The following is a 12,233-nucleotide window of genomic DNA, read 5'->3' as shown; positions in this document are numbered from 1 at the left end:
TTTTGGCATAAGGTTTGGAGCCAGGAGACTGCCCCGCAATGACCCCTTCCCGCGACATCTCCCGCCTGATCGAGATCATGGCGGCGCTGCGCACGCCGGTGACCGGCTGCCCCTGGGACCTCGAGCAGGATTTCGCGACCATCGCGCCCTACACGATCGAGGAAGCCTATGAGGTGGTCGACGCCATCACACGGGGCGACCTCGACGATCTGCGCGAGGAGCTCGGCGACCTCCTATTGCAGGTCGTGTTCCACGCCCAGATGGCTGAGGAGCAGAACGCGTTCGCGTTTGGCGACGTCGTCGAAGCCATCACCCGCAAGATGATCCGCCGCCATCCTCATGTCTTCGCCGACAAGGACGGAAATCTCGCCTCCTCTCACGTCAAGGAAGTCTGGGACCGCATCAAGGCCGAGGAGAAAGCCGAGCGCGCCGCGCGCCGGCCGCCGGAGGACGCGCCGGCGCGCAAATCACTGCTGTCGGGCGTGAAGGCCGGCCAGCCCGCACTGACGCGCGCCATGGAGCTTCAGCGCACGGCCTCCACCGTCGGCTTCGACTGGAACGATCCGCGCGCGGTCTTGCAAAAGATCCGCGAGGAAGCCGACGAGATCGAGGCCGCGCTCGACCGCAACGACAAGCAGGAATTAGCGGAGGAGACGGGCGACCTGATGTTCGCCCTCGTCAACCTCGCCCGCCATGTCGATGCCGATCCGGAAAGCGCCTTGCGGGCGACGAATGCAAAATTCGAGCGGCGCTTCGCCTATATCGAACGCGCGCTGGAGGCGCAGGGGCGCACGCTGGAGCAGGCCTCGCTCGCGGAAATGGATGCGCTATGGAACGAGGCGAAGGTCGACGAAAAGCCGGCGTCGGAGGGACGCAAAGAAGTTCGCCGTTAACCAAAATGTCGTCCTGGACAAGCGCGCCTCAAGCGCGCGCAGATCCGGGACGACAGCGTCTACGCTGAGAGATGCGGCACCGCATCGAACCTAGACACCACGATATCCCGCTTGGTCTCGTCGACCCGCACGGTCATGTCGAAGCGGCCGTCGTGCAGCTTCTTGGACAGCACCTCGGAATTGCGATGCAGCCAGGAGATGCCGGCGCCGTCGGCGGCGTCGATGGAGAGATCCAGCGTGGTGCGTTTGGCCGCGAGCCGTTGCTCGATCGCGGCGAGCAGTGCTTCCACCCCTTCGCCCGACACGGCGGAGACCAGCATCGCCGGATGGTCCTCCGGCCTGCGTGCGGCGATGTTCAAAAGCTCTTCGCGCTGTTCGGCATCGTAACGATCGATCTTGTTCCAGACTTCGATGATGCGGCCGGAATCATCAGGGTTGATGCCGAGCTGGCGCAGCACCGCGTCGACGTCGCTCTGCTGCGCTTCGGCATCCTCATGCGAGATGTCGCGGACATGCAGGATGACGTCCGCCTCCAACACCTCCTCCAGCGTGGCGCGGAAGGCGGCGACGAGCTGTGTCGGCAGATTGGAAATGAAGCCGACCGTGTCGGACAGCATCGCCTTGCCGCCGTGCGGCAGGTTCAGCGCCCGCAGGGTCGGGTCGAGCGTCGCGAACAGCATGTCGGCGGCCTGCACGTCGGCGCGCGTCAGGCGATTGAACAGCGTCGATTTGCCGGCATTGGTGTAGCCGACCAGCGCGACGACGCGATACGGGACGCGCTGGCGCCCGGCCCGGTGCAGGCGGCGCGTCGCCTGCACCTTCTTCAGTTCGCCCTCCAGCTTGGAGATGCGCTCCTGGATCAGGCGGCGGTCGGCTTCGATCTGCGTCTCGCCGGGACCGCCCATGAATCCGAAACCGCCGCGCTGGCGTTCGAGATGGGTCCATGAGCGCACTAGGCGCGAGCGCTGATAGTTGAGATGCGCGAGCTCGACCTGGAGCGAGCCTTCCCTGGTCTTGGCGCGGCGGCCGAAGATTTCCAGAATAAGCCCGGTGCGGTCGAGCACCTTGGCGTGCAGCTCCTTCTCGAGATTGCGCTGCTGGATCGGCGCCAGCGCGCAATCCATCACCACGAGCTCGACATCGAGGCTTTTGATCAGCCCCGCGATCTCCTCGACCTTGCCCTTGCCGATATAGGTCGCCGGCCTGATCTGGCTGATCGGCGCGATAATGGCGTCGGCAATGACGAGATCGATCGCGCGCGCGAGGCCCGCGGCTTCATCGAGCCGGGCCTCGGCGTTACGCAGGACTTGATTAGACAAGCCATGGTTTTCCGATTGCACGTCGGCACTGCCCGCGCGCACACGCAAGTAGGGGCCGATGACAAGCACCCGCCCCGTCTGCTTAGCCCCTGCCGGCCGCGGACGGTCGGCATCCCCGTCGAAATTTCGGGGTTCCAATCAGATCACTCTCAAGCCGGCTGATCCTCGCCGCCTTCGAACAACTGGATCGGCGCACCCGGCATGATGGTCGATATCGCATGCTTGTAGACAAGCTGCGAGTGACCGTCGCGCCGAAGCAGCAGACAGAAATTGTCGAACCAGGTCACGATGCCCTGGAGCTTCACTCCGTTGACCAGAAAGATCGTCAGTGGCGTCTTGGTTTTGCGAACGTGATTAAGGAAGGTGTCCTGCAGGTTTTGTGCGCGGTCTGCCGCCATTGTTTTTATCTCGCTTTGAGTTTCTTTTTATTGCGCCGGTTGCGGCCCTCTTTTGAAATTCGGAGCCTCTTCCGGTTGCCGTGCCTCATGAGATCCCCCTCGGAAGGAACAGCTGTGCAATTAGAGGACAGGTGGGCTTATTAGGCAAGCCGCTTCACGCGGCAGCCCCAGCCGTATTGCCCCGAAAAACTACGGAAATCGATGATTTTCCTCGCTTATCTTTGATCTCTGACCGCCACCTGGCCGCGCTAGCCGACACCAAGCGCCTTCAGCTTCCGGTGCAGCGCTGAACGTTCCATGCCAACAAACTCGGCCGTGCGAGAAATATTTCCCGAGAAACGGCTGATCTGTGCAATCAAATAGTCGCGCTCGAATACTTCGCGCGCCTCGCGCAGCGGCAGCCCCATGATGTGCTCGCCATTGTTGCTGGTCGGCATCGCCGGCACCATGGAGCCGACGTCCTGCGGTAACATGTCGGCCGTGATGATGACTTCGGGCCCGCCCGCAGCCAGAATCATGACTCTCTCAACATTGTTGCGGAGCTGGCGCACATTGCCCGGCCAGACGTGCGATTGCAGCACCGCCATCGCATCCTGCCCGATCTGACGCTTCGGCAGGCCGCTGCCGGCCGAGATCTGCTCCATGAAGTAATCGATCAATTCCGGAATGTCCTCGCGCCGCTCCGACAGCGCGGGCACCCGGATCGGCACCACCGAGAGCCGATGATAGAGGTCCTCGCGGAAATGACCGGCCGCGATCTCCTCTTCGAGATTGCGCGCGGTGGAGGAGATGATGCGGACGTCGACCTGCACCTTGGCGGTGCCGCCGACGCGCTGGAACGACTGCTCGACCAGCACGCGCAGAATCTTGTTCTGGGTCTCGCGCGGCATGTCGGCAATTTCGTCAATGAACAGCGTGCCGCCATGGGCTTCCTCGAGCGCACCGGCCTTGCGCGGCTGTTCGCCGTTGGACTGCTCGACGCCGAACAGCTCATGCTCCATCCGCTCGGGCGTGATGGCGGCTGCATTGATGACGACGAAGGGTCCGTCGGCGCGGCCCGAGGCCATGTGCAACGTGCGCGCCGTCAGCTCCTTGCCGGCGCCGGCGGGGCCGACGATCAGGATACGGCTGTTGGCCTTGGCCGCGCGCTCGATGGTCTGGCGCAGCTGGTTCATGCTCGGCGAGCGGCCGACGAGCTGGCTGGCGCTCGGCGCGAGCTGCTTCAGCTCCTTGACCTCGCGCTTGAGGCGCGAGTTCTCCAGCGCTCGGGTCGCGACCAGGATCAGCCGGTCGGCCTTGAACGGCTTCTCGATGAAGTCATAGGCGCCGCGCTTGATCGCTGCGACCGCGGTCTCGATGTTGCCGTGGCCGGAGATCATCACGACCGGCAGATCGGCGTTGTCCTTCTTGACCTGCTCCAGGAGCTGCAAGCCGTCGAGCTTGGAGCCCTGGAGCCAGATGTCGAGGAACACCAGATGCGGTCTGCGGTTGGCGATCTCGGCCAGGGCCGTATCGCTGTCGCGCGCAGTCCTTGTGACGAACCCCTCGTCTTCGAGTATGCCGGCAACGAGGTCCCGAATATCGGCCTCATCATCGACAATCAGAATTTCACTTGCCATGGGTCGCGCCTGCCTTGTCAGCTACCTGTTGAGGCTTCGATTTTCGTTGAATCATTGGTCTTTTCAGTCGGCTTTTTGGTTCCGGCGGCCGGCTCTTTCGTTTCCGGGTCCTTGATGGATTCCGTAACGGCTTGCTTGTTGTCCGACTTGGTTGCTTCCTTGGCCGCGGCCGCCGGCTCGGCCGTCTCGGACTTCGCAGGTTGCCCGGAGATCGCAAAGCGCAACCGCATCCAGGCGCCGCGCTGGCCTTCGCGGAAGTCGGAAGCGTCCTTCAGCTCGATGCGTCCGCCGTGGTCTTCCAGCACGCGGCCGACGATCGCCAGCCCCAGGCCGGTGCCCTTGGCGCGCGTCGTGACGTAGGGCTCGAGCAACCGCGAGCGCGCGACCTTGGGCAGGCCGATGCCGTTGTCGATGACGTCGATCAGCACGTCCTCGCCCTCGCGCGACACCACGACGTCGATGCGGCCCTTTCCGTTTTCCTTGCCGAGCTCCTCCGGCGGGACCTGCTCGATCGCCTCGGTTGCGTTCTTGACGATGTTGGTGACCGCCTGGGAGATCAGTCGCCGGTCGAACTGGGCGCGCAGCGGATCCTCCTTGAACTCAGCCTCGATGTCGATCTCGGGATGGGCGACCTTCATCAGGAATACCGCCTGCCGCACGGTGTCGGCGACGTCCTCGCCTTCCATCACCGGCTTCGGCATCCGCGCGAAGCGGGAGAACTCGTCGACCATGCGCCTGATGTCGTCGACCTGGCGCACGATGGTGTCGGTGCACTGGTCGAAGACCTGCTTGTCCTTGTCCTCTGTGATGGTCTTGCCGAACTTGCGGCGGATGCGCTCGGCCGAGAGCTGGATCGGCGTCAGCGGGTTCTTGATCTCGTGGGCGATGCGGCGCGCCACGTCGCCCCAGGCCGAGGTGCGCTGCGCCGACACGAGCTCGGTGATGTCGTCGAGCGTGATGATGTAGCTGTCGCGCGGCTGGCTGGTCTTCTCGGCGCTGACGCGGACCGAGAGATTGCGCTCGGTGCCGTCGCGGGTGATCGTGATCTGGCCCTGCACCAGGCGCTGGGTCCCTTCCCGTGCCGTCTTCATCATTTCGTCGAGCTCGGGCAGCACGTCGGAGAGCGGGTGGCCGAGCGTCTCCGCTTCGGAGTGCCCGATCAGCTTCTCGGCGGAACGGTTGAGGATGCCGACGCTGCCGGAGGTGTCGACGCCGATGATGCCGGCGCTTGCCGATGACAGCACGGCCTCGATGAAGCGGCGGCGGCTGTCGATGAGGTCGCTGGCGTTGACGAGCTCGTCGCGCTGGCTGCGCAATTCCTGCGTCATCTTGTTGAAGGTCTCACCGAGCTGGGCAAGATCGCCTTCCGACTGGTGCACGGGCACCTGGACATGCAGATCGCCGGTCGAGACCGTGTGGGCTGCATTCATCAGCCGTCGGATTGGCGAGACCAGCGAGTTGGCGAAGTTGAGGCCGATCAGCACCGAGGCCATCAGGATGGTCAGCGCGATCACCGCAAACATCAGCGCAAACGCGACCTGGATACCGAGCCGTCGCGACTCGATCTGAGCGTATTCGGCGACGCTGACCTCGGTCTGCTTGAGCTGGTTGACGACGTTCGGATCGAGTGGCCGGGCGACGTAGAGGAACGTGTCGCTGAAGGCGCGCAGGCGGATCACCGCGGCGACGAAGCTCGCGTCCGGCAGCACCGCGATCTCGGGCTCGGACTCGTTGACGTTGCTGAGAAAGTCGGGCGCCGGCGGCGAATAGGCGAGCCGCATGCCGGTGTCGGCGGATTCCAAAATGTTGGTGTTCTTGTCGATGATCATTGCGCCCGGCAAATTGCGGGAGCCGGCGCTGGCGGTCAGCATCTCGCGGAACGAGCGGCGGTCCTGGTCGTAGAGCGGCCGGGCGTGCGCGATGTCGTTTGCCATGCCGAGAATGTCGCCGCGGATCAGCTGCGCATGGTCCTGCATGTAGGCCCGCGCGATCGTCAGCGAATTCTGGATCACCTCCTTGGTCGGCCCCGAGAATAGCCGGTCGAGGCCGCGCTCGATGGTGACGTTGGCGACCACGGCGACCAGCACCGCCGGCAGCACCGCCACGATCGAGAACAGGCTGACGATCTGGACATGGAGGCGCGCTGCCGCCCTGCCCCGCCGTCGCGCCAGGATCAGTTGCCAGAGTTCCCGGACGATGATCCCGACCAGGAGCAGGATCGTGGCCGCATTGATCAGATAGAACGAGCGGACCACCTCCGGCGTCGGCTCGATCTTGGTGAGGCCGGTCAGAACCAGGAAGGTCAGGAGGGCCGACAGCAGCGCCAGGGCCACGGCGAAGGGTGCCAGCCAGCGCCGCAGCGACCAGCGCTTGGGCTCTTCGGCTGGGGCCGTGTCAAAGGATGCGGCCGAGGTATCTGCGCTGGTCATTCCGGCAATGGGCTGCTGAAAACGGGTCCGCGGGCGCGCGGATACTGATGTATTCGTACCACATTGTTGCCGAATTGCGACAATTCCGCGGCGTCTCCGCCGCGACGGACGGCACATCCACAAGCAGATTCCGGTTGGACGGGAACGGATTCCCGCCGTCCCGGCTTGACGGGGATGGATAGATTTTTTCTCGCGACGATGGTCTCGGCCGTGCTTCTACTGATCGTGGCCGCCGACCTCCTGGTTAACGGGCTCGGCCTTCAGCAGCCGCTGGTGAATGTCGCCAGCGTGATGCCGGCATCCAGCCGACTTGTCAGGTAGATGATGCAGCGCCTTGCGGCCGAATGACCAATTTGTACGTGCGAGCGGAACATTTCAGTCCGATGCGGACTTCTGCCCACCGCGTCAGCCACAACGGCCAGCGCGATCCGGACAGGCTCAGCTCTGCCTTGGTAGGGGGAGCTGAGCCACCGTCCGTCCGGCACGACTATGCCCCGCTGCGGTAGACCTGGATGTCCAGATCCCGGATCTTCTTGCGTAGCGTATTGCGGTTGAGGCCGAGCAGGTCTGCGGCGCGGATCTGATTGCCGCGGGTGGCAGCGAGCGCGGCCGTGAGCAGCGGCACCTCGATCTCCTTCAGGATGCGGTGATAGAGACCCGGCGGCGGCACGCCGTTCGGGAAGCCCTGGAAGTGCGAGGATAGATAGGCCTCCACCGCGCCGCCCAGATTGTCGACGCCCTGCTGGACCGCCGCACCCGGGCTGACCGAAGGCGGCGCGAGCTCGCCGTCGATGACGGAGGCCGTGATCACGTCCTGCGGATAAAGCGCGGCCAAGCGCCGGGCGAGGTTTTCGAGCTCGCGCACATTGCCCGGCCAGCGGTGCTGCTTCATCCGCTCCAGCGCCAGCGCATCGAGTTTCTTCGGCGGCAATCCGTCCTTCTCGGCCAGCGTGAAGAAGTGCCGCACCAGATCAGGCAGGTCCTCGATACGCTCGCGAAGCGGCGGCAACCGCAGCGGCACGACGTTGAGACGGAAGAACAGGTCTTCGCGGAACAGGCCCTGCTGGATCAGGACGCGCAGATCCTTGTTGGAAGCCGCGACGATCCGCACGTCGGTCTTGATCGGGGTGCGGCCGCCGACGGTGGTGTATTCGCCCTGCTGGAGCACGCGCAACAGGCGGGTCTGCGCCTCCATCGGCATGTCGCCGATTTCGTCGAGGAACAGCGTGCCGCCCTCGGCCTGCTCGAACCGGCCCGAGGCGCGGGTGTTGGCGCCGGTGAAGGCGCCGCGCTCATGGCCGAACAGCTCGGATTCGATGAGGTCGCGCGGGATCGCCGCCATGTTGACGGCGACGAAGGGGCCGTTGCGCCGCTTGCCGTAATCGTGCAGCGCGCGTGCCACCAATTCCTTGCCAGTGCCGGACTCGCCCGTGATCATTACGGTGAGGTCGGTCTGCATCAGGCGCGCCAACACGCGATAGATCTCCTGCATCGCCGGCGAGCGGCCGACCAGCGGGATCGCCTCCATTTCGGCGTCGTCGTCCGGCGTCGAGACCCGCTCCTTCGGTTCGGCGAGCGCGCGGCCGACGATGGCGATCAGCTCCTTCAGGTCGAAGGGCTTCGGCAGATATTCATAGGCGCCGCGCTCGGAGGCGCGGATCGCCGTCATGAACGTGTTCTGTGCGCTCATGACGATGACGGGCAGATTGGGCCGCATCTTCTTGATCCGCGGCAAGAGGTCGAAAGCGTTCTCGTCGGGCATCACCACGTCGGTGATGACGAGATCGCCCTCTCCCTGGCTGACCCAACGCCATAAGGTTGCGGCATTGCCGGTGAGCCGCACTTCGTAGCCGGCGCGGGACAGTGCCTGATTGAGAACGGTGCGGATGGCGGTATCGTCATCAGCTACGAGAATGCTACCTGCGGGCATCGTTAATCCTCATCTTGCCCCCTGTGATGCAGGCGACGGCTTCCCGGCAGAGTCGGCGCGGCTGCTTTGATCGGCATGTTTCGCCGATGTGGAATACATCGGCATCAGCACGCGGAAGGTGGTCTTGCGCGGCTGAGATTCGCATTCGATGATGCCCCCGTGATCGCCGACGATCTTTGCGACCAGCGCGAGGCCCAGCCCCGAGCCGGTCTGCTTGGTGGTCACGAAGGGATCGAACAGGTTGGGCAGAAGGTCGTCTGGCACGCCTGGTCCGTTGTCTCTCACGCAGAATTCAAGCGGCAGGGATACCCGGGATTTTTGACCGGGGACTGACAGGCGCACGCCGGGGCGGAACGCGGTGGTGAGCTGGATCTCGGCGTCGGGCGCGTCGATCAGGGCTTCGGCGGCGTTCTTGACGAGATTGAGGAACACCTGGACCAGCTGGTCCTGGTTCGCCAGCACCGGCGGCAGCGAAGGATCGTAATCCTCGATGAAGCGGATGTTGCGGGCAAAGCCGGACTGCGCCAGCCGCTTCACGTGATCGAGCACAGAGTGAATGTTGACGGGACCGCGCACCACGGGGCGCTCGTCGCCGAACACCTCCATGCGGTCGACCAGCGTCACAATGCGGTCGGCCTCGTCGCAGATCAGGCGCGTCAGCATGCGGTCCTCGGACGAGGCCTGCTGCTCCAGCAATTGAGCCGCGCCGCGGATTCCCGACAGCGGATTCTTGATCTCGTGCGCCAGCATCGCGGCGAGCGCGATCACCGAGCGCGCGGCGCTGCGATGGGTGAGCTGACGGTCCATCTTGTCGGCGATGCTGCGCTCCTGGAGCATCACCACGATATGGCCGGGCCGCTCGGTGAGCGGAGCCACATGCAGGTCGACCTGGCGGTCGCCGCCCATGCGCGGTGTGCCCAGATCAACCTTGTATTCGTTGACCGGCGAGTTCGACGAGCGCACCTGGTCGATCAGTGCCAGCAGCGGGCTGCCGAACGGCACCAGCTCCTTGAGCGATTGCCGCTTCAAGAACTGCGTCGAGATTTCGAAGAAGGCTTCGGTCGCGATGTTGGCGGCGACGATCTTGCCGTCCGGGCCGATCATCAGCACGGGATTGGGCAGCGCATCCAAGATCGCATCGCTGTCGGACGGCCGGCGATGTTCGGCGGCTGAGCTCATGCAGCGGCCCTCCATGCGAAGTCGTCGAAGGCGTCTTGCAGCGATTGGTGAACGCGGCGCGGTTCCTCCGAGGTGAGTATCTTCTGGCGCCACGATTTCAGCGTCTCGGCCGGCGCGCCGCTGACCTCCGCCGCGACGTCGAGCGCCCAGCCCAGATGCTTGCGCGCATGCCTGAGGCCAATGCGCAAGCCGTATAGTGCGCAAACACCTTCATAGAGCGTGCGGACATAATGCAGCTGCGTCTCGAGCGCCGGCGTTGCTTCCTCTGCCCCGCCCTTCAGGCGGCGGCCGATCTGGCCGGGCAGCCAGGGCTGGCCCTGCGCGCCGCGGCCGATCATCACGGCATCGGCGCCGGAGGCCTCCAACGCCGCGAGCGCCTTCTCATAGGACGTGATGTCGCCATTGACGACGAGCGGAATGGAGATGGCCTCGCGCACGGCGCGGATCGCATCCCAATCGGCCTCGCCCTTGTAGAACTGGCAGCGGGTGCGGCCATGCACGGCGACGAGCTTGATGCCTGATGCTTCCGCGCGCCGCGCCAGCTCCGGCGCGTTGCGGCTGCGGTCGTCCCAGCCGAGCCGCATCTTCAGTGTCACGGGCACCTTGACCGCGGCGATCGTCGCCTCGATCAGGCTGACGGCATGGTCGAGGTCGCGCATCAGGGCCGAGCCGGACTGGCCGCCGGTGACGTGGCGGGCCGGACAGCCCATATTGATATCGATGATGTCGGCGCCTTCGGCCTCAGCGATCCGGGCGCCTTCGGCCATCCAATGCGCCTCGCAGCCGGCGAGCTGGACCACATGCGGACCGATTCCCGTCGCTTCGCAACGCAACCGCGACATCCGGTGGCCGTTGGCGAGTTCATCGCTGGCTGTCATTTCCGACACGACGAGACCCGCCCCAAGCTCCGCGGCCAACCGCCGAACGGGCGAGTCAGTCACCCCCGACATCGGTGCCAGGAAGACCGGGGTGGCGACATCAATATCGCCTATTTTCAACGGCTTAGAGCCGGATATTGCCGAGCCGGTCACAGGGGTCTCGTTGACTGGACAGGGCCTCATCGCGCCTGCCATGATCTATCTTGCGCACAGTTCTTGTGCAGTCAAGCGTCATGCCTACAGTTTAGACAGTTCTGCAAATCTTTCAAGTGCAGTGCAGCAAAATGCTGTTGCCCACAATGCGCCGGAAACCCCTTTTTTTGCGGGCCTGCCGTGCTAGAGGCATGCCACCAAATCACCCCACTCCCCGACTCGTCATCATCAACTGAGTATTTGAGTCCCATGGCGAAATCACAACGCACCGCGGCCGTCCTTGTCGCAGCCGGACGCGGCTTGCGCGCCGGCGCTGGCGGGCCGAAGCAATATCGCGAGATCGGCGGTGTGCCCGTGATCCATCGCGCCATGGAAGCCTTCAGCCGCCACCCCGAGGTGTTTGCGGTGCAGCCGGTGGTGAATCCCGACGATACCGCCATCTTCACGGCAGCGGTCGCAGGCCTCAAGCACGAGCCGCCGGCCAACGGCGGCGCCACCCGCCAAGCCTCGGTGCTCGCCGGCCTCGAAGCGCTCGCACGGCACAAGCCCGATATCGTCCTGATCCATGACGCCGCCCGCCCCTTCGTCTCGGAAGGCGTGATCTCCCGTGCGATCGAGGCGGCGAGCCGCACCGGCGCAGCGATCCCCGCCATTGCCGTCACCGACACGATCAAGCTCACCGGCGAGAACGGCCATGTCGAGGGCACGCCGGACCGCGCGCGGCTGCGAATCGCGCAGACGCCGCAATCCTTTCTTTTCGACGTCATCCTCGAGGCGCATCGTCGCGCGGCAAAGGAAGGACGCTCGGATTTCACCGACGATGCCGCCATTGCCGAATGGGCAGGATTGACGGTTGCAACCTTTGAAGGCGATGTTGCCAATATGAAGCTCACCACTCCCGAGGATTTCGTGCGCGAGGAAGCACGTCTCGCCGCCCAGCTCGGCGATATCAGGACCGGCACGGGCTATGACGTGCACGCCTTCGGCGACGGCGACCACGTCATGATCTGCGGCGTGCGCGTCCCTCACACCAAGGGTTTTCTCGCCCATTCCGACGGAGATGTCGGCCTGCATGCGCTGGTCGACGCCATTCTCGGTGCGCTCGCCGACGGTGACATCGGCTCGCACTTCCCGCCGAGCGACGCGAAGTGGAAGGGTGCTTCCTCCGACCAGTTCCTGAAATATGCCATCGAGCGCGTCGCGGCGCGCGGCGGCCGCGTCGCCAATCTCGAGGTGACGCTGATCTGCGAACGGCCGAAGATCGGTCCCTTGCGCGACATCATGCGCGCGCGCATCGCCGAGATCTCCGGCGTCGACATCTCCCGCGTCGCGGTGAAGGCGACGACCAGCGAGCGGCTCGGCTTCACCGGCCGCGAGGAAGGCATCGCGGCCACCGCGAGCGCCACCATCCGCCTGCCCTGGAGCCTGTAGGACC

General features: G+C 64.8%; 11 protein-coding genes. 4 read left to right on the top strand and 7 right to left on the bottom strand.

From position 1 onward, the window contains the following. The first annotated feature begins 38 nt into the window (after nt 1-38). On the top strand, nt 39-893 hold the full coding sequence (mazG, locus tag IVB01_RS03775; RefSeq protein ID WP_247281089.1) for a nucleoside triphosphate pyrophosphohydrolase: 855 nt from the start codon (nt 39-41) through the stop codon (nt 891-893). A gap of 59 nt (nt 894-952) precedes the next feature. Here mazG and hflX read toward each other — a convergent pair whose 3' ends face one another. The 4 genes from hflX to IVB01_RS03755 form a co-directional block, all read right to left on the bottom strand. Further along, nucleotides 953-2,350 (bottom strand): GTPase HflX, encoded by a 1,398-nt coding sequence (gene hflX / locus IVB01_RS03770; RefSeq protein ID WP_247281088.1) that lies wholly within the window; start codon nt 2,348-2,350, stop codon nt 953-955. An 11-nt stretch (nt 2,351-2,361) separates the two neighbouring features. Beyond that, entirely contained in the window at nt 2,362-2,610 is a 249-nt protein-coding gene (hfq, locus tag IVB01_RS03765; RefSeq protein ID WP_007591126.1) for an RNA chaperone Hfq, read from the bottom strand. 248 nt (nt 2,611-2,858) lie between these two features. Further along, nucleotides 2,859-4,229, bottom strand: coding sequence for a sigma-54 dependent transcriptional regulator (locus tag IVB01_RS03760; RefSeq protein WP_247281087.1), 1,371 nt, complete (start codon nt 4,227-4,229; stop codon nt 2,859-2,861). A 17-nt stretch (nt 4,230-4,246) separates the two neighbouring features. Continuing rightward, complete coding sequence (locus tag IVB01_RS03755) at nt 4,247-6,658, bottom strand: PAS domain-containing sensor histidine kinase (RefSeq protein ID WP_247281086.1); 2,412 nt, start codon at nt 6,656-6,658, stop codon at nt 4,247-4,249. Nucleotides 6,659-6,832: 174 nt separating this feature from the next. Here IVB01_RS03755 and IVB01_RS03750 point away from each other — a divergent pair, with 174 nt between their 5' ends. Then, entirely contained in the window at nt 6,833-6,979 is a 147-nt protein-coding gene (locus IVB01_RS03750; RefSeq protein ID WP_247281085.1) for a hypothetical protein, read from the top strand. A 166-nt stretch (nt 6,980-7,145) separates the two neighbouring features. On the opposite strand, the gene ntrC is transcribed toward IVB01_RS03750, so the two are convergent. From ntrC to dusB, 3 genes are read right to left on the bottom strand one after another with little or no spacing between them, the layout of a single operon-like run. After that, complete coding sequence (gene ntrC / locus IVB01_RS03745) at nt 7,146-8,588, bottom strand: nitrogen regulation protein NR(I) (protein WP_247281084.1); 1,443 nt, start codon at nt 8,586-8,588, stop codon at nt 7,146-7,148. A 9-nt stretch (nt 8,589-8,597) separates the two neighbouring features. Continuing rightward, the gene (locus tag IVB01_RS03740; protein ID WP_247281083.1) at nt 8,598-9,767 is read right to left on the bottom strand and encodes a nitrogen regulation protein NR(II); all 1,170 of its coding nucleotides are present in this window, start codon (nt 9,765-9,767) and stop codon (nt 8,598-8,600) included. Next, a complete protein-coding gene (gene dusB, locus IVB01_RS03735) occupies nt 9,764-10,765 on the bottom strand; it encodes a tRNA dihydrouridine synthase DusB (RefSeq protein ID WP_247281129.1) in 1,002 nt (333 codons plus the stop codon). Before dusB ends, IVB01_RS03740 begins: the two co-directional genes overlap by 4 nt. On the opposite strand from dusB, the gene IVB01_RS03730 reads away from it, so the two are divergent. Continuing rightward, nucleotides 10,737-10,985 carry a hypothetical protein gene (locus IVB01_RS03730; protein ID WP_247281135.1) on the top strand — a complete coding sequence of 83 codons (249 nt, stop codon included), beginning with the start codon at nt 10,737-10,739 and terminating at the stop codon, nt 10,983-10,985. The genes dusB and IVB01_RS03730 overlap by 29 nt on opposite strands. Before the next feature lie 62 nt (nt 10,986-11,047). Beyond that, nucleotides 11,048-12,229 carry a bifunctional 2-C-methyl-D-erythritol 4-phosphate cytidylyltransferase/2-C-methyl-D-erythritol 2,4-cyclodiphosphate synthase gene (locus IVB01_RS03725; protein WP_247281082.1) on the top strand — a complete coding sequence of 394 codons (1,182 nt, stop codon included), beginning with the start codon at nt 11,048-11,050 and terminating at the stop codon, nt 12,227-12,229. Nucleotides 12,230-12,233: the final 4 nt, after the last annotated feature.

This window comes from Bradyrhizobium sp. 164, assembly GCF_023073715.1.
In the GTDB taxonomy this organism is placed as follows: Bacteria; Pseudomonadota; Alphaproteobacteria; order Rhizobiales; family Xanthobacteraceae; genus Bradyrhizobium.
The sequence above is the reverse complement of the archived record's forward strand: the minus strand, read 5'-3'. Positions and strand labels throughout refer to the sequence as shown.